The sequence below is a fragment of the Kitasatospora fiedleri genome, assembly GCF_948472415.1.
GTDB classification, from domain to species: domain Bacteria; phylum Actinomycetota; class Actinomycetes; order Streptomycetales; family Streptomycetaceae; genus Kitasatospora; species Kitasatospora fiedleri.
Window position 1 is genome coordinate 5,521,456 of the sequence record NZ_OX419519.1, and the last position, 20,787, is coordinate 5,542,242.

Annotated in this window: 18 protein-coding genes; 10 read left to right on the plus strand and 8 right to left on the minus strand. The window is 76.7% G+C overall.

All coding sequences use genetic code 11. The features are described from left to right. Positions 1 to 38: 38 nt before the first annotated feature. The 5 genes from QMQ26_RS25190 to QMQ26_RS25210 all read right to left on the minus strand — a co-directional run bounded on the left by QMQ26_RS25190 (position 39) and on the right by QMQ26_RS25210 (position 7,861). Positions 39 to 1,310: a PP2C family serine/threonine-protein phosphatase gene (locus QMQ26_RS25190; RefSeq protein WP_404814202.1), complete on the minus strand. Its 1,272-nt coding sequence runs from the start codon at positions 1,308 to 1,310 to the stop codon at positions 39 to 41. Positions 1,311 to 1,312: 2 nt separating this feature from the next. Then, on the minus strand, positions 1,313 to 3,772 hold the full coding sequence (locus QMQ26_RS25195) for a serine/threonine-protein kinase (RefSeq protein WP_282202772.1): 2,460 nt from the start codon (positions 3,770 to 3,772) through the stop codon (positions 1,313 to 1,315). Further along, positions 3,765 to 5,123: a hypothetical protein gene (locus QMQ26_RS25200; protein WP_282202773.1), complete on the minus strand. Its 1,359-nt coding sequence runs from the start codon at positions 5,121 to 5,123 to the stop codon at positions 3,765 to 3,767. Before QMQ26_RS25200 ends, QMQ26_RS25195 begins: the two co-directional genes overlap by 8 nt. Positions 5,124 to 5,443: 320 nt before the next feature. Further along, positions 5,444 to 6,454 carry a glutamate ABC transporter substrate-binding protein gene (locus QMQ26_RS25205; RefSeq protein ID WP_282202774.1) on the minus strand — a complete coding sequence of 337 codons (1,011 nt, stop codon included), beginning with the start codon at positions 6,452 to 6,454 and terminating at the stop codon, positions 5,444 to 5,446. 15 nt (positions 6,455 to 6,469) lie between these two features. Further along, positions 6,470 to 7,861, minus strand: a complete 1,392-nt coding sequence (locus QMQ26_RS25210; RefSeq protein ID WP_282202775.1) for a hypothetical protein — start codon at positions 7,859 to 7,861, stop codon at positions 6,470 to 6,472. Positions 7,862 to 8,342: 481 nt separating this feature from the next. Here QMQ26_RS25210 and QMQ26_RS25215 point away from each other — a divergent pair, with 481 nt between their 5' ends. Beyond that, positions 8,343 to 8,915, plus strand: coding sequence for a nucleosidase (locus tag QMQ26_RS25215; RefSeq protein WP_282202776.1), 573 nt, complete (start codon positions 8,343 to 8,345; stop codon positions 8,913 to 8,915). 120 nt (positions 8,916 to 9,035) lie between these two features. On the opposite strand, the gene QMQ26_RS25220 is transcribed toward QMQ26_RS25215, so the two are convergent. Beyond that, entirely contained in the window at positions 9,036 to 9,605 is a 570-nt protein-coding gene (locus tag QMQ26_RS25220) for a hypothetical protein (RefSeq protein ID WP_282202777.1), read from the minus strand. A gap of 207 nt (positions 9,606 to 9,812) precedes the next feature. Then, positions 9,813 to 10,256, minus strand: coding sequence for a MarR family winged helix-turn-helix transcriptional regulator (locus QMQ26_RS25225; protein WP_100840313.1), 444 nt, complete (start codon positions 10,254 to 10,256; stop codon positions 9,813 to 9,815). A gap of 106 nt (positions 10,257 to 10,362) precedes the next feature. Here QMQ26_RS25225 and QMQ26_RS25230 point away from each other — a divergent pair, with 106 nt between their 5' ends. Continuing rightward, positions 10,363 to 11,196 (plus strand): alpha/beta fold hydrolase, encoded by an 834-nt coding sequence (locus QMQ26_RS25230; protein WP_282202778.1) that lies wholly within the window; start codon positions 10,363 to 10,365, stop codon positions 11,194 to 11,196. Between the two features lie 48 nt (positions 11,197 to 11,244). Here the strand turns inward: QMQ26_RS25230 and QMQ26_RS25235 are convergent, their stop codons facing one another. Further along, a complete protein-coding gene (locus QMQ26_RS25235; protein ID WP_318552040.1) occupies positions 11,245 to 12,111 on the minus strand; it encodes a PP2C family protein-serine/threonine phosphatase in 867 nt (288 codons plus the stop codon). Positions 12,112 to 12,126: 15 nt separating this feature from the next. Here QMQ26_RS25235 and QMQ26_RS25240 point away from each other — a divergent pair, with 15 nt between their 5' ends. The 8 genes from QMQ26_RS25240 to QMQ26_RS25275 all read left to right on the plus strand — a co-directional run bounded on the left by QMQ26_RS25240 (position 12,127) and on the right by QMQ26_RS25275 (position 20,663). After that, positions 12,127 to 13,443, plus strand: coding sequence for a helix-turn-helix domain-containing protein (locus QMQ26_RS25240; protein WP_282202780.1), 1,317 nt, complete (start codon positions 12,127 to 12,129; stop codon positions 13,441 to 13,443). Positions 13,444 to 13,712: 269 nt separating this feature from the next. Next, complete coding sequence (locus QMQ26_RS25245; RefSeq protein ID WP_282202781.1) at positions 13,713 to 14,453, plus strand: LbetaH domain-containing protein; 741 nt, start codon at positions 13,713 to 13,715, stop codon at positions 14,451 to 14,453. 2 nt (positions 14,454 to 14,455) lie between these two features. Further along, on the plus strand, positions 14,456 to 15,538 hold the full coding sequence (locus QMQ26_RS25250; protein WP_282202782.1) for a hypothetical protein: 1,083 nt from the start codon (positions 14,456 to 14,458) through the stop codon (positions 15,536 to 15,538). Next, positions 15,535 to 15,747 (plus strand): hypothetical protein, encoded by a 213-nt coding sequence (locus tag QMQ26_RS25255; RefSeq protein WP_282202783.1) that lies wholly within the window; start codon positions 15,535 to 15,537, stop codon positions 15,745 to 15,747. The genes QMQ26_RS25250 and QMQ26_RS25255 overlap by 4 nt, the downstream gene beginning before the upstream one ends. Beyond that, complete coding sequence (locus tag QMQ26_RS25260; protein ID WP_282202784.1) at positions 15,744 to 15,989, plus strand: hypothetical protein; 246 nt, start codon at positions 15,744 to 15,746, stop codon at positions 15,987 to 15,989. Before QMQ26_RS25255 ends, QMQ26_RS25260 begins: the two co-directional genes overlap by 4 nt. Beyond that, the gene (locus QMQ26_RS25265; RefSeq protein ID WP_282202785.1) at positions 15,968 to 16,837 is read left to right on the plus strand and encodes a serine hydrolase domain-containing protein; all 870 of its coding nucleotides are present in this window, start codon (positions 15,968 to 15,970) and stop codon (positions 16,835 to 16,837) included. The genes QMQ26_RS25260 and QMQ26_RS25265 overlap by 22 nt, the downstream gene beginning before the upstream one ends. After that, positions 16,834 to 17,907, plus strand: a complete 1,074-nt coding sequence (locus QMQ26_RS25270) for a UDP-N-acetylmuramate dehydrogenase (RefSeq protein WP_282202786.1) — start codon at positions 16,834 to 16,836, stop codon at positions 17,905 to 17,907. The genes QMQ26_RS25265 and QMQ26_RS25270 overlap by 4 nt, the downstream gene beginning before the upstream one ends. Positions 17,908 to 17,999: 92 nt before the next feature. Next, positions 18,000 to 20,663, plus strand: a complete 2,664-nt coding sequence (locus QMQ26_RS25275) for a DUF7507 domain-containing protein (protein ID WP_282202787.1) — start codon at positions 18,000 to 18,002, stop codon at positions 20,661 to 20,663. Positions 20,664 to 20,787 lie beyond the last annotated feature (124 nt).

Genomic DNA, 20,787 nt, shown 5'->3' on the forward strand with positions numbered 1-20,787 from the left:
CGGAGAGCTCCTGTCGAGGGCGCGGAGGGTCGGAAGGGTCAGTTCCCGGCCGGTCCGGCACCCGGTGCCCCGGCCGGCGCGGCGGCGGGCGGCGGCGGGACGGCGGGTGCGGGCGGGGCGGCCGGCGGGGCGACGGGTGCGGGCGGGGCGGCCGGCGGGACGGCGGGTGCGGGCGGTGCGGTGGGCGGCGCGGCGGGGGCCGCCGGAACCGCGGCGGCGACCGGGCGCAGCGGGACGGTGGCGTCCGGGTCGGCGGCGCGCGGCAGCGGCACGTCGAGCAGGGTGGCGTCGTGGACGGCCGGCGCGGTCGGCGGGTCGATCGGCAGCACCGCGACGGTGATGTTGTCGTGCCCGCCGCGCTCGACCGCGAACCGCACCAGCTCCCGGGCGGTGGCCAGCGGTTCGGCGCGGGCGTCGGTCCGGACGAAGAACGCCAGGTCGGTGGCGGCCTCGGCGTAGTTCCACAGGCCGTCGGTGCAGATCAGCAGCACCCCGGGGACGTGCGGGGTGAAGCTGACGGTGTGCGGGTCGAGGTCCTCGGCGTCGGCGCCGAGCCAGCCGGTGATGGCGTGGGCGCGCGGGTCGGCGTACGCCTCGGCCTCGGCCATCAGGTTGGCGGCGACCATCCGGGCCGCCCAGGAGTCGTCCTCGGTGAGCCGGTACGGCTCGGCGGACTCGCGGTCGTCCGGAATCCAGTAGGCCCGGGTGTCGCCGACCCAGCCGATGGTGACCAGGCCACCGGAGCTGACCGCGCTGACGTAGGTGCAGGCCGGCGCGTTGCTGTGCCGGCCGTCGGGGGCGGTGCCGTCGTGGGCGAGCGCGGTGACGGCCCGGTTGGCGGCGCCGATCGCCTCGCGCATCGCCTGCCCGGGCTCGCGGCCGACCGCCAGCGCGGCGACCAGCGAGTCGGCGGCGGCGGTGACGGCGGCGGCGGACGCCTCGTCCGGGCGGGACGAGGAGGACACCCCGTCGCAGACCACGGCGAGCACGGCGGGCGCGCCGTCCGGGCCCTCGGCGGCGGCGACGGTGAACGCGTCCTCGTTGCGGTGGTGCCGCAGGCCGCGGTCGGAGACCGCCGCGACACCGGCCGACTCCAGCTCCTGGTGGTCGCGTTCGCGCGGCTGGGCCTGCCCGCAGCGCTGGCACCAGCCGTCCGCGAGCTCGGCGGAGCCGCAGTGCGGGCAGCTGGGCACGACGGGCAGGTCGCGCAGGGTCGGCGGTCCGGTCAGGGCGGTGCCGCAGGCCCCGCAGAAGGCGTCCTGGGGCCCCAGTGGTTCGGCACAGTTCGGGCACTCGGTCTGCTGCGGCATGCTCACACCCATGTCCTGGGGCGGGCCCGGTTGGCCCGTTCCACCCACTCGATCCTCGTCTCGGCCCGGTCGGACAACCGCGCCAACATTCGGTAGGAGTGTTCCAGGGCGAGCCTCAGTTCCCGTTCCGCGGCGGGATGTCCCAGCACGGTCAGCGTGGCGGGCCTCCCGGCGGCCCCCGCCAGCACCCAGTTCAGCGCCGAGTCCAGTACCTCGACGGCGAGTTCCTCGTGCCGCCGGGCGTCCAGGGTCAGCGCCGCCAGCCGGTCGGAGCTGTCGGCGAGCTCGGCGGCCAGCGGCTCGGTGGCGGCCCGGCCGCGCAGCCGGGCCCGGACCGCGCCGATCCGGGCGGCGGTCCAGTGCGCGGAGCTCTCCGGCACGGCCTCCAGCGCGGTGACCGCGCCCGCCCGGTCGCCGTCCGCGAGCCGGACCCGGGCCAGCCCGAACGCGGCGCTCACGAAGGACCGGTCCACGGTGCCGACCAGGGCGTAGTACCCGGCGGCGGCCGCGGTGTCGCCGAGCAGCTCGGCGCAGACCGCGAGCGCCAGCTTGGGCGCGCTCTCGCCGGGGAACGCGTCGTACAGCGCCTCGAAGGAGTCGCGGGCCTCGGCGGCCCGGTCGGCGGCGAGCGCGGTCAGCCCCCGGTGCCACACCACCCGCCACTCACCGGGGTGCTCGGCCTCCAGGGCGGCCAGCACCCCGGCGGCGGCCGCGGCGTCGCCGAGCTCCAGGTGGGTGCGCAGCTCCCGCAGCCGCAGTTCGGTCGAGCCGACGCCGGCCGCCCGGAGCACGGCCAGCGCCTCGGCGGGCGCGGCGGGCAGCGCGGCCAGCAGGCCCGCGGCCGGGTCGGCCGGGTCGGCCAGCGGCGCGGGCAGCGCCAGCGCGGCGGCCCGGGCCTGCGGCGGACGCTCGGCCAACTCGGTGTCGACCACCCGCAGTTCCGGCCCGAACAGGGCGGAGGGCGCGGGCCTGGCCTGCCCGTCCTGCAGGCTCAGCACCTCGCGCAGCACGCCGATCAGCTGCCCGGCCATCTCCTCGGCGGAGCCGAACCGGCGGGCCGGGTCCGGATCGGTGGCGCGCACCAGCAGGCGGTGGAAGGACTCGTAGCGGGCGAACACCTCCACCTCCTCCTCCGGGCCCGGCAGCTCGTGCCGCCAGCGGTCGGTGTAGCCGCGGAAGTCGAAGGTCAGCACGGCCAGCGTGCGGGCCACCGTGTACAGGTCGGAGGAGGGCGAGGGGCCGGCGGTGGCGATCTCCGGGGCCTGGTAGCCGACGGTGCCGTAGATCGGGCCGTCGTCGTCGTGCCGGCGGACCGCGCCCAGGTCGATGATCTTGAGCATGTCGTCCGACTGGATCACGTTGTCCAGCTTGAAGTCGCAGTACACCAGCCCGCGGGCGTGCAGGTAGCCGAGCGCGGGCAGCGCCGCCAGCGCGTACGCCAGCGCCTGCTCGACCGGCAGCGGCTCGCGCCGCCCGTCCGCGGCGCGGCGCTCGTTGGCGATGTCCTTCAGCGACTTGCCGCCGACGTACTCCATCACGATGTAGCCGTCGGCGACGCCGGTCCGGGCGTCCGGGTGCTCGACGAAGTTGATGATCCGGACGATGTTCGGGTGGTCGACCTCGGCCAGGAACCGCCGCTCGGCGATCGCCACCGCCAGCGCGTCCTCGTCCCCGGTGTCCAGCAGGCCCTTGAGCACCACCCAGCGGTCGTTCACCCGGCGGTCCACCGCCAGGTAGATCCAGCCCAGGCCGCCGTGCGCCAGGCAGCCCATCACCTCGTACTGGCCGCCCACCAGGTCGCCGCGCCCCAGCTTCGGGCTGAACGAGTACGGGGTGCCGCACTTGGTGCAGAAGCCCTCCGGGCGGCCCGGACGGCCGTCCTTCTCCCGGCCCACCGGCTGGTCGCAGCGCGAGCAGAAGCGCTTGCGCTCCGGCACCTCCGGGTTCGCCAGCACCGCCAGCGCCGGGTCCGCGGCCGGCACCGGGGCGATCGCCACCAGGCCCGCCCCCAGGTTGCCGCGCCGGGCAGTGCCCGTGCCGCCCCGCGAACTGCGCACCGACACCGAACCGCCGCGCGCCGAACGGCTCGACCGGGACCGGCCGGACGAACCGCGCGAGGCACCCGAGGCACCCGGGCCGGACGGGGCCGGGCCGGAGGACGCCGGGCCGGAGGACGCCGGGCCGGACGGGGTGGAACCGCTGCGCGGGGCGGGGAGCGGGGCGGGTGCTTTCACGGAATGCGTGGCGGCGAGGCCGCACTCGTCGCAGTAGCCGTCCGGGTCGACGGTGCCCGGGCAGTCGCCGCGCCCGCACGGGCCACCGGTGGCGATGGCGGTGGCGGGGGTGGGGGCGGGGGTCGCCGAGGGGGTGGTGCCCCGTTCGGGGGCGAGGCCGCACTCGGTGCAGTACCCGTCGGCGTCGATCTCCCCGGCGCAGCCCGTGCGGGCGCATGCGTCAGCCATCGGTGTCCTCCCCCTGCTCGGTGTCCTGGACCTGCGGCGACGGCGTTTCCGGTTCCTGACGCGCCTGCGGTGGCGACTGCCGTTCGGCCGCGCGCAGCGCGTGCTGGAAGCGGCCGACCGCCTCGGCCGCCGCCCGCAGGTCGCACGGGGCGCTCCAGAGCAGCCAGCGCGCCTTCTCGAAGCGTTCGACCACCTCGGGGTCCTCGGCCAGGCCGAGTCGGGCGGCCATCGCCTTGTACGCCTCCAGCCGTCCGCGCAGCTCGGCCCGGACGGCGAGCGGCTGGGCGACCTCGGTGAGCGACTGCCGGGCCCGGCCGAGTTCCTTGGCGGCGGCGTCCTCCAGCGCGTCCAGCAGCGGGCCGAGCCGGTACCACTGGCCGGTCTGCTGGAACTCGACGGCCTGCCCGATCGCCTCGCGCAGCCCGGAGTGCGGGCCGGGCACGGCGGGCACCTCGGTCGAGGCGATCTTCGCCAGCACCTCGCCGCGGGCCCGGCGGGCCTCGGCGAGCGTCAGGTCGGCGCGCTGGAGCAGGTCGGCGACCTGCTGGAGCCGCTCGTGGGACTCGTCGCGCAGCCGCAGCAGCCCCTCCAACTCGACGCGTATGTCGTCCAGTTGGCGTCCCATCCGGTCGAACCCGGCGGTGTCGACGGCGCCGGTGGGGGAGGCCCAGGTGGTGCCCTCGGCGGCCCGGCCGCGCTGCGCGGGCACCCGGCTGGGCCGCCACAGCGCGAGCGGGTCGGCCACCACCTGGGCGCGCAACGCGCCCAGGTGCTTGGCCAGGTCGGCGAGGTCGTCGGCCAGCGGGTGCCCGCCGGGGCGCACCCCGACCGAGACCGCGAGCATCTGGACCCGGCCGAGTTCGGCCAGCAGCAGGTCGATCCGGGCGGGCAGCGCGGACCAGACCGCGTCGACGGCGCTCACCACCTCGACCACCACCGCGTACCAGCCGTTCATCCGCTCCAGCAGTTCGGCGAGCGTGACCTGCTCCACCAGCCGGGCCGAGGAGCCGAGTTGACCCGACGGGTGGGGCAGCCGCCCGCCGGAGACGGTCACCGAGCGGCCGGAGAGCAGCTCGGCGAGCTCGGCGAGTTCGGCGGCGGTCGGCCGGGTGCGCCGGGAGCGCACCGCGCGAGCGGAGGCCAGCGCCTCCGCGTAGCGGTCGAACAGCGCCCACAGCAGGGCGACGCCGCCCTCGGCGACCTCCCAGCGCTCCCGGGTGCGCCCGGACAGCTCGGCACCGGTCAACAGCCGCAGCCCCGGGTGGTCCTGGAGCGCCAGCAGTGCCGCTTCGACCGCGTCGCGCTCGGCACCCAGCCGGGCCAGCGCGCGATCGACCTCCTCACGGTTCATCACCGGGCGGGTCGTTCCAGCCAACGCGGTTCCTCCTCTCGGCCACGGTCGTGGTGACGGGGCGTCGGTCCTGGGGCGGTCGGAGCGACGGCCCGTGGGCCGCCAGTCTCCCCGACGCCCGGCACCGCGCGGACGCCGGTCCCCCGGATTCCCGGTCCGGTAAGGGGAACCGGACCGGTTCCGTCCCGCCGTCACCGCCGCGGTCACCGTTACCGCCACCGCCGTCACCCGAACCGTCCGGGCCGTCCGGGCACCGGCCCGCGTCCTGGCCGGAGCACCGGTCCGAGCATCGGCCCGAGCCCCGGCCCCCACCTCGGTGGTCACCACGGCCGGTACGGGTCGGGCACCCCCATGCTGGGCCGCAGCCAGGTGTCGTAACTGGCCTGCCAGCCGCCGCCGCGCCACTCGACCAGCACCTGGTTGACCCAGGCGATCAGGTCGGTGTCGTCCTGGTTCATGCCCACGCCCATGTACGTGGGGAGGAAGGACTCCCCGGCCAGCTCCATGGTCTGGTCCTGGGCGACCATCGCCGCCGCCAGCGAACTGTCCGACAGGGTGGCGTCCGCCTCGCCGAGTTCCATCAGCACCAGGCAGTCCAACTGGTTGTCGGGCGTGACGATCGAGGCGGCGCCGTGCGGGTCCGCCTTCAGCTCGGTGTGCGAGGAGGAGTTCAGCGCCGCGCACACCCGCTTGCCGCCGAGCGCCTGCGCCACGCTGGTGGCGTGCGCGGCCTTCGGCGCCACCACCCGCTGGGAGACCTTGAAGTACGGGGCGGAGAAGGCGATCTGCTTCTTCCGCTCGCAGGTGACGGTCATCGCCCGGGCGATCAGGTCGACCTGGTGGCCCTTGAGCACGTTGATCCGGTCGGCGGTGGAGATGGTCTTCAGCACCACCTTGTCCGGGTCGCCGAGCACCGACTTGGCGACGGCACGGGCCAGGTCGATGTCGAAGCCCTCGATCTTGCCGGTCTGCGAGTCGCGGTAGCCCCAGTTGTAGGCGCTCTGGTCGACGCCGACCACCAGCCGGCCGCGCCTGCGGATCTCCTGGATCTTCGCCCCGACCCGCTGCCCGGGCGGCAGCGACACCCCGGTGTCGCAGTCGTCCGCCGCGACGCTCGCGACGTCAGCGACGTTAGCGACGCCCGCGACGCCCGTGATACCCGCGACGTCAGCGGCGACCTTCACCGCGACGTCCGCCGAGACGTCCGCCGCCCGGGCCGGTGCGCCGCCGCCCGCGCCGACGGCCGGACCGCCGGCCGGACCGCCGGCGCCCAGCAGGCCCGCCACCAGTGCCGCGACCGCGACCAGTGTTCCGGTCCTCGCCCTGCGCATCCTTCGCTCCCCCCGTTACCGGTACTCGGCCAGTCGGCGTCCGAGGCCGCGCACCGTGCCGCCGGCCGCCAGCGCGGCCAGCAGCGCCGCCGCCACCGCCTGGATGGCCAGCCCCCCGTCGACGCCGCCCGCGGCGGAGTCGAACGCGGCCTGCTCGGCCCGTCCGGCCTGCTCCCACTGCTGTTCGGCGGCGTTGAACGCGGCCTCCGCGGTGTCGTCCCGGCCCGGGGCCAGGGTCGTGCGCAGCGTCCCCTCGTAGTCGCCGCCCGCGTCCAACTCGGCGGCGGCCGCGTGCCGCTGCTGCCACTCGTCGAACCGGTGCTGGGCGTCGGTCAGTTGCCGCCGGGCCCGGTCCGGCGGCGCGACGAGCAGCCCGACCGCCGAACCGGCGCTGTCGGCCGGGCCGGCGAGGGTCCGCGCCAGTTCCGCCCAGCGGTCGTCGTACGCCTCGGTGGCGCCGCGCGAGACCAGGTTGAGGTTCTCCGCCGTGTGCGCCTGCAACGCCACCACCCGGACCTGGTTCAACCGGCGCAGCGGGTCGATGCCCTGGGTGCGGGCCTCGTGCAGGCCGGTGCCGGCCGCCACGGTGCCGCCGACCGTCCACACCAGCGCGACCAGCACCGCCGCCGAGGCGGCCAGCAGCCCGGGGTTGAACACCCGGTTGGTGCGCCGGAACAGCACCACCTGGTAGCGGCCCAGCGCGCCCAGCAGCAACACCCCCAGCACCAGCGCCGCCCAGGGCACGGCGGCGGCCGCGTCGTAGTCACCGTCCAGCGCGGCGGCCTCGGTGTCGGCCAACTGCTGCGCGTTCGGCAGCACGGTCTTCTGCAGGTAGTCGGAGGCGTAGCGCAGGTACGCGCCGCCGAGCGGCAGGCCCTCCCGGTTGATCGCCCGGGCGGTCTCCACCAGGCCCGCGTAGCGCGGCAGTTGCCGGCTCAGCTCGGCCAGCCGGCGCTGCGCGTCGGACGAGGTGCCGCTGCGCGCGGCGGCCTGCGGGATCAGCCGAGACGCGGTCGCCAGGTCGTCCTGGTAGCGCTTGCGCACCTCGGGCGGCTCGGCGGCGGCCATCAGGAAGCCCGCGGCGGCGGTGGCGTCGGCGTCGGCCAGCGAACGGTACAGCTCCGCCGCGTCCTGGCTGAGCGGCTCACTGCGGGACGCCAACTGCCGCGCCGCGGCCGCCCGGTCGGCGGACTGCCAGGCCGCCGTGACCCCGAACAGCAGCGCCAGCGCCACCAGCACCGCGCCCGCCGTGCGCAGCCGCCCCGGCGGAGTCCGGGCGGCCAGCCGCAGCCGCGCCAGCGACCCAGCCAGCGACCCGGACGACCGCCCCGGCCCCCGGCCCGGCACCGCTCCCGGCGGACGGCCGGGCGGCGGCGCGAGGACGCCCCCCTGTGTCTGTGCGGCCACCGTTCCCCCTCGGCTCCACCGGCCCCGTCTCCGGGCAGTATCACCACGCCCGGCGGCCCCCGGGCCGGAGTTGGCCTGGAGTTCGCCGGGCGGTGACCGATCTGTGCCCCACCGCCCCCGACCTCGCCCGATCCCGCCGCCCCGGCCGGGCCGTTCCCGTTCCCCCGGCCTCGCCCGACCCCGCAGCTCCGACCGGACCGTCCCCGGCCGGGGTCCCACCGTCCTCGGCCCGGCCGTCTCCGTCCCACCGTCCTGCCGCCCCGGCCCCGACCTCGCCCGATTTCGTCGCCCCGGCCCGGCCGTCCCCGTCTCGCCGTCCCGGCCCCGGTCTCCTCCGGCCTTGTCGTCCCGCTGTCCCGCTGTCCCAGCCACCCCGGCCCCGGCCCAACCACCCTCGTCCCGTCCCGTCCCGTCTCGGCCGGGCTGCCCTCGCCCCGTAGCCCCGGTCCGGCCGTCCCGGGCCCCTCGTAAGCTGGGCGTCATGCGCCTGACCGGAACCGTCACCCCCGACCGCCCGCTGCTCGTCGTCGCCCTGCCCGAGGAGGCCGCGCACTTCGACGGCGGCCTGCCGGTGCTGCTCACCGGCATGGGCAAGCTCAACGCGGCGGCCGCGCTGGCCGGCCTGCTGGCCGGCGGTGAGCGGCCCGCCGCCGTCGTCAACCTGGGCACCGCGGGCGCCCTGCGGTCCGGCCTGGCCGGGACGCACGAGATCGGCCGGGTGCTCCAGCACGACCTCGACACCCCGCTGCTGGAACAGCTCACCGGCCACCGGATGGACGGCCCGATCGACCTCGCCCCGGCCGGCCCGGTGCTCGCCACCGGCGACCGCTTCGTCTCCACCGACGCCGACCGCGACCTGCTGGCCCGCAGCGCTGACCTGGTCGACATGGAGGGCTACGCGGTCGCCACCGTCGCCCGCCGCGCCCAGCTCCCCGTCCGGCTGATCAAGCACGTCAGCGACGAGGCCGGGGACGGCGCGGTCCGCAGCTGGCAGGAGTCCGTCGACGACTGCGCCCGCCTGCTCGCCGACTGGGCCCGCACCCACCTCGGCTGACGCCCCGACACCCCCGTTCGCCCGGCGGACCCGCGAAAACGCCGGAGCGCCCGCCCGGACCGTTCGACGGTCGGACGGGCGCCCCGGCGGCGCGAGCGGTTACCGGCTCACCGGCGCGGATCAGCTCTGGTACGGGTTGGCACCCGGCGCCGGAGCCTGGGCCGGAGCCTGCGGGTACGGGGCCTGGCCGGGGACCTGCTGGTACTGGCCGGGGGCCTGGGCCGGCGGGTACTGGCCGGGGACGCCGGGGCCGCCGCCGAGCAGGCCGCCGGTGAAGGCGTCCATCTCGGTCCGCCAGTAGCGGTGGATGTTCAGGCGGGTCGGCTGCGGCTCGCCCGGGATCAGGAAGCGCAGCGAGCTCCACAGGGTGTTCCGGCGCACGTCGCTGATCGAGGCGCGGGCCTGGTCGAGCGGGATGACGTGCAGCAGCTCCAGCGGACGGTTGCTGACCCGGGAGGCGCGGTGGATGACGACGACCCGCTGGGTCAGCGTCACGAAGTAGTACTTCACGAACAGCTGGCCGATCAGACCGAACTGCTGGGTCAGCCACGGGCTCGGACCGGTGACCGTGTGGAAGGTCGTCACCGGACGGTCGTTGGGCTCGATCGCGGCGATCGCCGCAGCGACCTGCTCCTGCATCGTGGACTTGCGGATCGCCATCTGGCGCTGCTCCCGGTACTCCAGGCGCACGCCCCCGTCGGACGCGCTGTGAGCGCGCGACACTAACAACCCCACCGATCGGCTTCAACGGACAGAACGGGCATCCCCGGCACCGCGGCCGGATGTTCACTCAACCGATACCGGACCAGGGAACTCGTCGGCGCGGTGACGTACCGTCACCTGCGCGGAAACCGCCGCGGAGAGCCCGTTCCCGGGCCCGGTGCGTGCGGGCCCCGGTCAGCCGCGCACCGACAGGTGCCGGGCCAGGACGGCCAGCGCCGCGGTGACCTCGGCGAGCCGCTCGGGTCCGGCGTCCGGGCCGAGCGCGGCGGCGAGCGCCTCCTCGACGCCGGTGGCGCGGACGGCGGCGACCCGGGCGGAGGGGCGTTCGGCGGGGCGGACCAGGGTGCGCCGCCGGTCGGCCGGGTCCGGGTCGGTGCGGACCGCGCCCGCCTCCTTGAGGCGGGCCACCGCGGTGGAGATCTGGCTCTGCGGCAGCCCGGTGCGGGCGGCGATCTCGCCGACGGTGGTGCCGGGGTGGGCGGCGACGTCGCTGGCCGCGATCAGGGTGTTGCGGGTGCCGCCGGGGTGGCGGCCGCTGCCGCCGGGGGGCTCGGGCAGGGCGTCCTCGCCGATCTTCATCAGGGTGCGGCCCAGTAGGAACAGTTCGACTCCATCCACGGGCCCGATGGTACATCGAACTAGATGCATCCATATTGATGTATCTAGTTCGATGAATTACGGTGAGGGGAAGAGCGGCGGACCGACCGCCGCGGAGGGGGACCCGATGCCCGTCGTCACCGGCACGCTCGCCGTACCCGGCGCCGTCCTGCACCACCGCACCGAGGGCACCGGCCCGCTGCTGCTGATCGCCCAGAGCGGCGAGGGCGACGCCGACCGCACCGTCGACCTCGTCCCGCACCTGACCGACACCTACACCGTGCTCACCTACGACCGGCGCGGCCTGTCCCGCAGCCGCCTCGACCACCCCGAGCGCGGCGCGAGCCTGGCCGAGCACGCCGACGACGTCCGGCGGCTGCTGGAGGCGGTCGCCGACGGGCCCGCGCTGATGCTCGGCTGCAGCTTCGGCGCCGTGATCGGCCTGCACCTCGCCGCCCGGTGGCCCGGACTGCTGCGCACCCTGATCGCCCACGAACCCGTCGCGCCCGGCCTGCTGGCCCCCGCCGAGGCCGCCCGCCACCGGCGCGAACTCCTCGCACTCCAGGAGCTGTACCGGCGCGGCGGCCTCGCCGCGGTCCTCCCCGAGATCGCCCGGGTGCTCGGCATCGACCCGACCGCCGCCGACGCCGAGCCCGGCCTCACCCCGCAGCCGGTCGACGCCCGGCGGGCGGCCGGCTTCGACCGGCTCGTCCGGCACGACTTCACCGCCGTGGTCGAGGACGTCCTCGACCACGCCGCCGTCCGGGCCACCACCACCCGGATCGTGCCCGCCGCCGGCCGCACCACCCCGCCCGCCGTGTTCGACCGCCGCTGCGCCCAGGCCCTCGGCGCCCTGCTCGACACCCCGGTCGAGCTGCTGCCCGGCGGCCACAACGGCAACACCAGCCACCCCCGGGCCTGGGCCGCCCGCCTCAAGCGGCTCCTCCCGCAGGCGAGTTGACCCGTCGCCCCAACCCGTCGCCCCAGCCCGCCGGATCAGTCCGCCGGGTCAGTCCGCAGGGTCCGCCACCACGTCGGCGATCGCGCTCAGGGCGGTGTGCAGGGACTCCTCCGGAACGGTCCGGGACAGGCCGTCCGAGCAGGGCAGGTAGCGGTCGCCGACCCGGGCGGTGTGCAGCGACACGTCCGGCCGGTTGTCCCCGGAGCCGGTCAACGCTCTTACCGACAGGGTGTGTTGCGGGCGCGAGGCGGCCTCCGCCAGGGTGAGCCGACCGTCGTCCACCAGCGACTGCACCAGGGTGTGGTCGTGGGTGACCAAGTACAGCTCGCCGCCGCGCAACAGGGAGGCCCGGCTGTCACCGATGTGCACCAGCGCCAGCCGCGCGCCCGACCACAGCACCCCCGTCAGCGTCGTCCCCGCGCCGGGCGGCCGGGCCACCGCCCCCGCCTTCCCGTCGACCCCGGCCAGCGCGTCCTCCAGTGCGTCCAGCAGCTCCCCGGCGGACAACTCCCCGGCGAGCAGCTCCGGTTCGCGCAGCGCGGCGATCGCAGCCGCGCTCGCCAGACCGCCACCGCCCTCCGGGCCCATCCCGTCCGCGACCGCGACCAGCCCGGGCCCCGCCTCCGAACGGGCCGCGCACCCGTCCCGTTCGCCCTGTCCGTCTCGTCCGTCCTGTCGTCCCGCGCTCCCGAAAGATGGTCGACGAGGAGTGCGGCGAGCTCCCGGCGGGCCTCGGTCCCTGCCCGCACCCGCACCCGCTCCCAGTACCGGGCGACCTCCTCGCACCGGCCCGTCCGGCCGGCCCCACGGGAGGCCGCCCCCTTTCCGCAAAGAGTCCCCGGGAAACCCCGCGGGTTCCGGCGGGTCGGGCGTCCGTCCGCCGGTACGTTGGCGGTTCTCGACGAGGGGGGACACGCTCCGGGAGGCGACGTGCGGGGCAGTGGGGTCACGTTCGGCAGGTTCATCGCGCAGCGCCGGGCCGGCCTGGGCTGGACGCAGATCCGGCTCGCGGCCGAACTCGGCCGCAGCGAGGACTGGATGTCCCAGGTCGAACGGGACATGCAGCAGGTCAAGGACCTGACGCTGCTCCAGCGGCTGGCCGGGGCGCTGGGCGCCGAACTGTCCGAGCTGATCGCGCTGCCGCAGCCCGCCGCCGGTCGGCCGCGATCACGTACCCGGAAGAGCGCCTCCGTTACGCTGGCGAGCACTTCCGCTGCCGAGGAGGACGATGTGCGACGCCGCCCGTTCCTGACCCTGGCGGCTGCCGCCCTCTTCGCCCCCGCCATCGGCCCGCAGGCCGCGCACGCCGAGCAGCGGCCGCCGCTGAACGGGCTGGAGGACCTCCTCCTGTACGGGGCGGGGCGGGTCCCGGCGCCCCGCCGCGAGCCGACCCGGGAGACCGTCGCGCTCGACCTGCTGACCTCGCGCCAGGAGTTCAGGGCGGCCCGGTACGAGGACCTGGCCCGCGCGCTGCCCGGCCGGATCGCCGCCGCCGAACTGGTCGGCAGGTCCGAGGAACGGGCCCGGAACGTCGCCCGGCTCTACAACCTCGCGGTGCGGCTGTGCATCAAGGTCGGCACGGACAACCTGGTCGCCGTCACCGCCGACCGCGCGCTCACCGCCGCCCGGCTGGGCGGCGACCCGCTGGTCGTCGCCGAGGCCCAGCGGATGGTCTCCAGCGCCTGGCGCCGGCAAGGCGGCCTGGCCCGCGCGACGGACATCGCGGTGGTCGCGGCCGAGGACCTGCGCGCGGACCGCACGGTGCCCGAACGCGCTCGGCTGGCCGCCCGCGGCGACCTGTACGCCACCGCGGCCTACACCGCCGCGAAGTCCGGCGACCGCGCCTACGCGCACGCCCTGATCCGGGAGGCCGCCGACAGCGCGGCGGCGGCCGGCCGGGCCTCCGGCCAGGTGGACGGCGTCCGGGGCGTCGCCCTGCACGAGCTGTCCGTGCACTACGAGTTGGGCGACGCGGGCAAGGCGATCGACCTGGCCGCCACGATCGACCCGGCCGCCCTGCCGACCGCAGAGCGGCAGGCCCGCTTCTTCGTCGACGTGGCCCGCGCGTTCGACCGGTGGGGCAAGCCCGAACGCTGCTACCGGGCCCTGCTGGCCGCCGAGCAGGCCGCCCCGCAGGAGGTCCGCCGCAGCGCGGTCCGCGCCCTCGCCACCGGCCTGCTCCGGCACGACCGCACCCTCCCCGGCATCCGCGACTTCGCCGCCCGCGCGGGCGTGCCGACCGCCTGAACCCGCGGCCGGAGCCGTAGCGGCAGCCGTGGCCTTGGTCGTGGCCGGTGGCAGGACGACCCGTAGCCGGCCTACGGGTCACGGCCGACCGGCCCGCGGCCGGAGCAGCGGCGCCGACCAGGCCGATCCGTAGCCCGGCTACGGCCCGCGGCCGACCGACCCGTAGCCGGGCCACGGCCCGTAGCCGGGCTGCGGAACCGGTCGCCGGTCCGGGGGTTCACTGGGAAACGCCTTCACCTTCCACTCGTTCGCCCGAGAGGAGACCGGCCGTGTCCCGGCTCACCGACGCGTCCACGACCGCCACCGCCCCGGACCGCATCGACCACCGCGTCGCCCCCGCCTACTACATCGACACCGCGCGGGTCACCGACCCGGTCGTGCGGGACCTGCTGCGCCGCTGCCCCACGGTGTTCGACCTCAAGCCGGCCGTCGCCGAGCTGCTGGCCGGACGGCTGGGCGTCCCACTGCCGGAGACCGCCGGGACGGTCGAGCCCGGGGCGACCGTCCGGGGCCGGGTGATCGTGGCCGCCGGGGCCGTCGTCGCCGCGGGCGCCCACGTCACCGGGCCCGTACTGGTCTGTCCCGGCGCGGTGGTCGGGGCCGGGGCCCGGGTGCGCGACAACACCGTGGTCGGCCCCGGCTGCCGGATCGGTTTCGGTGCCGAGGTCACCCGCTCGCTGCTGGTCGGCGGCGTCTTCATGAAGCACGCCGGCTTCGTCGGCGACTCCGTGCTCGGCACCGGCGTCAACATCGGCGCGTTCGTCTCCACCACGGGCCTGCGCACCACCTCCGGCCCGGTCACCGAACCGGCCACCGAGGAGGTGTGCGCCCGTCTCGACGGGCACCGGGTGCACACCGGCCAGACCAAGTTCGGCGCGGTGATCGGCGACGGCGTGATCGTTCCCGCCGGCACCGTGCTCCAGCCCGCCACCCTGATCGGCGCGCACACCCTGCTCCACCCCCGGACCCAGATCGGGGGCTTCTTCCCCGCCGGCAGCCAGGGAAGGTGACCGTGCCCACCACCGACGCGAGCGCCGTGCACATCACCGGCGGCCGCCGTCTCGCCGGAACCGTGCCCGTGCAGGGCAGCAAGAACACCGCCCTGCACCTGTACGCCGCCGCGCTCCTCGCCGACGAACCGCTCACCCTGCACGGTGCGCCCGCGATCCTGGACACCGGCGTGGTGGCCGAGATCCTGAACCGCACCGGAACCCGCACCACCGTCACCGGCGACGCGTTCACCACCCGCCCCGCCGACGTCTACCTGCCGGTCGTCCCCGACCGCCTCGGGCGGCGCATCCGGACCACCGCGGTCCTGGCCGGCGCGCTCCTGGCCCGGGCCGGTCGGGTCACCTTCCCCGTCCCCGGCGGCGACGCCTTCTGCGTCCGCCGGATCGACCGGCACCTCGCGGCGATGGCGGCCGCCGGAGCCGAGGTCGAACTGGACGGCGGCCTGGTGCGCGCGCGGACCTCGGGCCGCCGCCCGCCGTTCGTCACCGACGCGGGGACGGGCGGCTGGGGACCGAGCCTGGGCGCCACGGTCACCGCAGTGCTGCTGGCCGCCCGCACCCGGGGGACCTCCACCGTCCTCAACCCCAGCGTGGAACCCGAAGTCACCCACACCGCCGCGCTGTTGGCCCGCTCCGGGGTCGGCATCGAGTGGCAGGGCCGCGCCGCCCTGCACGTCACCGGCACGGACCGGATCGCGGGCGGGGAGTTCACCGTCCCGCCGGACCGGCTGGAGGCCGCGACGCTCGCGCTGGCCGCCGCGATCACCGGCGGCACCGTCCACCTCGCCCGCTTCCCCGCCGCCGCGTTCCCCGACGGGCTGCTGACGGCGTTCGCCGACGCCGGCCTCCGCCTCGACCCCCTCGACGGCGGGACGGTCGTCACCGCACCGGCCGGGCCGCGCCCCGTCCGGCTGGCCACCGGCCCCCACCCCGGCTACCCGACCGACGTGCAGCCCCAGTTGACCGCCTACCTCACCCAGGCCGACGGCACCTCGCGGATCGAGGAGCGGGTCTACCCCCGGCGCGACAGCCACCTCGCCCCGCTGGCCGCCCTGGGCGCCGGTGTCGGGCCGACGGTCCGGTGATCACCGTCCGCGGCCGCACCCCGCTCAGGGCCGCCGACGTGACCGGGGACGACATCCGGGCGGCGACCGCCCTGGTGCTCGCCGCCCTGGCCGCCGACGGCACCTCCACCGTCCGGGGCCTGTACCACCTGCGACGCGGGTACGGCGAGCTGCTGACCAAACTCTCCCTCCTCGGAGCCGAATTGACGACTGAACAGGAGTGCCCGTGACCCCACTCGACCCCGGCGGGACCGCCCCGACCCGGACCGCCCCGACACCGTTCGAGCCGGCCGTGCTCGCCGCCCTGCACGAACAGCTCGACCTGCTGACCGTCGACGGCACCGTCCCCGGCGGCGTCATCGCCCACGGGACCGCCGACACCGCGCCCGGCTACCTGACCGCGGGCGTCGTCGCCCCGAGTGCGGGGACGCCCCGCCCGGACCGGACACCGTGTACGACGTCGCCTCGCTGACGAAGGTCCTGGCCACCTGGACGGTGGCCGGCAGTTCGCTCCGGCCGCCCCTCACCCTGGACACCCCCGTCCGCGACCTGCTGCCGGGAATCGGCGCGGACGCCCCGGGCGGGCGGGTGACGCCCCGGCAGATCCTCACCCACACCTCCGGGCTGCGCGCCGACACCCGCCTCGACCGGTACCGGGGTCGCACCGAGCCGCTCGCCGAACTGCTCTGCGCCGAACCGCTGATCGCCGAGCCCGGAACCGAGCACCGCTACATCAACCGGGGATTCGTCCTGCTCGGCCTGGCCCTCGCGCACGTCCTCGGCCGCCGGCTGGACGAACTCGCCGCGAGCCGGTGGAACGCCCTCGGCATGGCCGCCACCGCCTACGGCCCGCTCACCCGTTCCGCCCGCCTCGCCCCGACCGAGCGCCGCCTGCCCGGCGCGCCCCGCCTGTGGGGCATCCCGCACGACGACAACGCCGCCCTGCTGGGCGGGGTCGCCGGACACGCCGGCGTCTTCAGCACCCCCGCCGACCTCGCCGCCTTCGCCACCGCCCTGCTGCGCTCCCACGCCGACGGCGGGACGCTCGGCCGCTGGCTGGCCGCGAGCCTGCGCCCGGCCGCCGCGATCGGGGACGGGCTGCACCGCGGCCTGGCCTGGACCGTCACCGGGGACGGCCGCACCGCCCACCACCACGGCTTCACCGGCACCAGCCTCTACCTCTCCCCGGCGACCGGCCGCTACCTGGCCCTGTGCACCAACGCCGTCTACCACCACCGGGACAACCGCACCCGCCTCGCCCCGCTGCGCGCCCTCGCCCTGGCCGCGGTCGACCCCGGCCCCCGGGGGGCCGCCCCGTGACCGGCAACACGCTCGCCGACCTGACCACCCTGCGACTCGGCGGCCCGATCGCGGAGCCGCTGCGGCTCCACGACCCCGGCCACTGGCCGGAACTGGTCCGCACCGTCCACCACCGGGGAGAGCGCCGCCCGCTCGTGCTCGGCCACGGCAGCAACGTCATCGCCGCCGACGCCGGGCACGCCGGCACCGTCGCGGTGCTCGACACCCGGGGCATCACCGCGGAGGAGCGGGACGACGGCACCGTTCTGGCGACGGTGCAGGCCGGGCACCCGCTCGCCGACCTCACCGCCTGGGCCGCCGCCGAGCGGCTGGCCGGGATCGAGTGCCTGGCCGGGGTGCCGGGCACCGTCGGCGCCGCCCCCGTCCAGAACACCGGGGCCTACGGGCAGCAGCTCTCCGACGTCCTCGACCACCTGACCGCCTGGGACTGGGACACCGGCCTGCTGCGGACCCTGCCCGCCCGGGCCTGCCGCTTGCGCCACCGGCACAGCCGTTTCAAGGACGACCCCGGCCGCTGGACCGTCCTGACCGTCACCGTCCGCCTCACCCGCGGCCCCGCCGCCCCCGTCGCCCACCGCCCGCTCGCCGAGGAACTCGGGGTCCGTCCCGGCGGCCGTCCGCCCGTCGCCGAGGTCACCCGCGCCGTCCTGGCCGACCGCCGCCGCCGCGGCCTGCTGCTCGACCCGCACGGCCACGACGCCCGCCAGGTCGGCTCGGTCTTCCTCAACCCGCCCGTCACCGCCGCCGCGGCCGCCCGCTGGTCGGCGGCCGGCTGCCCCGTCCGCCCCGACAGCGACGGGCGGCTGCGGGCGAGCGCGGGCTGGCTGCTCGAACGCGTCGGCTGCCGCCCCGGCCACCGGATCGCCGAAGGAATCCGCTGCTCGCCGCACCGGGCCCTCACCCTCACCGCCCACGACGGCGCCACCGCGAGCGGGTTCACCCGCGTCCTGGCCGACCTCGCGGCCCGGGTCGAGGCGGCCACCGGGGTCGTGCTGCACCCCGAACCCGTCGCGGTCGGCGGCGCCCCGGGCGGGCGTCCCGGGACCGTCGCGGCTCGGCGCGCCCACTGATGGCGCACTGGGCGGGCGGGGGCGGGCGGGGTGCCTAGGCTCGGGCGGCCCCGACCGGGGCGGACGGGATACGAGGTGCGGTGGGAGAGCGGATGGCGGGACGGGTGCGCGGGGTGGCGCGGGGGATGCTGGCGCTGCTGCTGGCGGCGGGGCCGGTGCTGGCCGGGCCGCGGGCGGCGGCGGACCCGCCGACCGGCGGGACGGTGATCGTCGACGAGACCTTCGCGGGCGCCTCGATCGCCGACCCGTCCTGGGAGCCGCTGGGCGACACCTGCCTGACCGGCGCGTCCCCCGGGAGCACGCCCGCGCCGGGCACCGCGCCCGTCCCGTCCTGCCCGGCCGGCGGCACCCCGGCCGCGCCGGTGCCCGGGGTGACGCCCGGTTACCTCCAGCTCAACGACGCGGCCGGGTTCGTCGGCGGCTCGGTGCTGTACCGCCGCCCGGTGCCCGCCTCGGCGGGCCTGTCGGTGACCTTCGAGCAGTACCAGTACGGCGGCAACGCGCAGCCCGGCGACGGCATCGGGTTCTACCTGGTGGACGGCGCGACCCCGCTGGACTCCAAGGGCGCGGACGGCGGCAGCCTCGGCTACGCGCAGCGCAACCTCAGCCCCGGCGTGGTCGGCGGCTACCTGGGCGTGGGCCTGGACATGTACGGCAACTTCTACAACGACGGCGAGAACCGGGGCGCGGACTGCCCGACCGGCCAGCAGTCGCCGGTGAGGCAGGACGGCCCGGTCGCGCCGAACGCGGTCACCCTGCGCGGCCCGGGCGCCGGCATCTCCGGCTACTGCTACCTGGCGTCCACCACCGAGGCACCGGCCGGTGACCCGCCGCGGGCCGCGACCACGCTGCCCGGCAGCCTGGGCGCGCCGTTCGGCACCACCGACCCGGCGGTCGCCGAGCGCACCGTCAACGTGCAGATCACGCCGGCCCCCGACCCCCGGGTGATCGTCCAGATCGACTTCCAGGACGGCACCGGCTGGCACCGGGTGCTGGACCGGCCGGCCCCGGCCGGGCTGCCGTCCACCTACAAGTTCGGGTTCAGCGCCTCCACCGGCGGCTCCACCGACGTCCACCTGATCCGCAACGTCACGGCCTCCTCGATCCTGCCGCTGGGCGCGCTCGACCTGGTCAAGCAGGTCGACCGGAGCGGTCCGCCGCTGCCCGCGGTGATCACCGCTGGGACGGTGATCCCGTACCAGTACGTGGTCACCAACGCCGGTGCGGTGGAGGTGAGTTCGCTGGCCGTCAGCGACGACAAGCTGGCCCCGGTGAACTGCCCGGCCACCACCCTGCCGCCCGCGCCCGCCCCCGGTTCGACCGTGGTGTGCACCGGCAGCTACACCGTCACCGCGCAGGACGTCGCCGCCGGACGGGTCGTCAACACCGCGAGCGCCACCGCGAACCCGGCCATCGGCCCCCAGCTCGGCACCGGACCGGCCACCGTGACGGTGCCGATCGCCTCGGCGCTGACCCTCGACAAGCGGGCCGTCACGCCCGCCCCGCACACCGTGGGCCAGGTGGTCGACTACACCTTCACCGCCACCGACACCGGCGGCTCCACCCTCTCCACCCTGGTGGTCCAGGACCCGGGGATCACCGACCTGGCCTGCCCCGCCTCGGTGGTGGAACCCGGCGGCTCGGTGGTCTGCACCGGCAGCCACACCGTCACCGAACAGGACCTGGCGGCCGGCTCGTTCAGCAACACCGCCACCGCCACCGCGGTCTCCCCGATCGGGCAGTCCGTCCAGGCCGCCCCGTCCACCGCGGTCATCCCGGTGGTCGCGGTCGCCGACCTCGCCGTCACCGTGGACGCCGACCCGCAGGTGCTGCCGGTCGGCTCCACCACCACCTTCACCGTCACCCTGCGCAACAACGGACCGGCCGACGCGACCAATGCCGTCGTCGACAGCCCCGTCCCCGCCGGCACCACGCTGCTCACCCCGACCGCCGCCGCCGGCACCGCCTACGACCCGGCCACCGGACGCTGGACGGTGCCCGCGCTGCCCGTCGGCGGCTCCGTGCGGCTCACCCTGCCGGTCCGGCTGGACGTCGCCGCGCCCGCCACCGACACCGCGACCGTCACGGCCGCCGACCAGTACGACCCGGTGACGGCGAACAACACCGCGAGCGTCACCGTCCGGCCGCTCACCGACACCGACATCGTGGTCGGCAAGAGCGTCGACCACTCGCGCCCCGGACTCGGCGGGCAGGTGGTGTTCACCGTCACCGCCGCCAACGACGGCCCCGCGCCCGCCACCGGCCTGGTCCTCACCGACCTGCTCCCGCCCGGCCTGGAACTGGTCCGCGCCGAGCCCGGCACCGGCGGGTACGCGGCGGACACCGGCCGCTGGACGATCGGCGACCTGGCCGTCGGCGCGCAGGCCCGGCTCATCCTCACCGCCCGCGCCACCGAGCCCGGCACCCACACCAACACCGCGACGCTGACCGGCCTCGACCAGACCGACACCGACCCGTCCGACAACACGGCGAGCGCCACCGTCACCGTCGACGCGCCCAGTCCCAGTCCCAGTCCCAGCCCGAGTCCGAGTCCGGCCCCGACCACGAGTCCGGCCCCGACCACGAGTCCGGCCCCGAAGCCCCCGCGCCACGATCACCCCGGCCCCGAGCTGCCCGGCACCGGCGCGCCGGCCGCCGCCACGGGCGTGGTCGCGGTGCTGCTGCTGATCGGCGGCGCGGTGCTGCTGGCCGCCCGACGGGAGCACGTCCGGCGGGAGCCCACCCGCCGGAGCTGACCCGCGGAGCCGATCCGCCGGAGCCGATCCGCGGCAGGCGGGAGAACGGAACCGCCGGCGGGAGCGGTCGGGGCATGTGCGGTGCCTCGACCGCTCCCGCCGGCGGCGGTCGCGGGGACGGCGC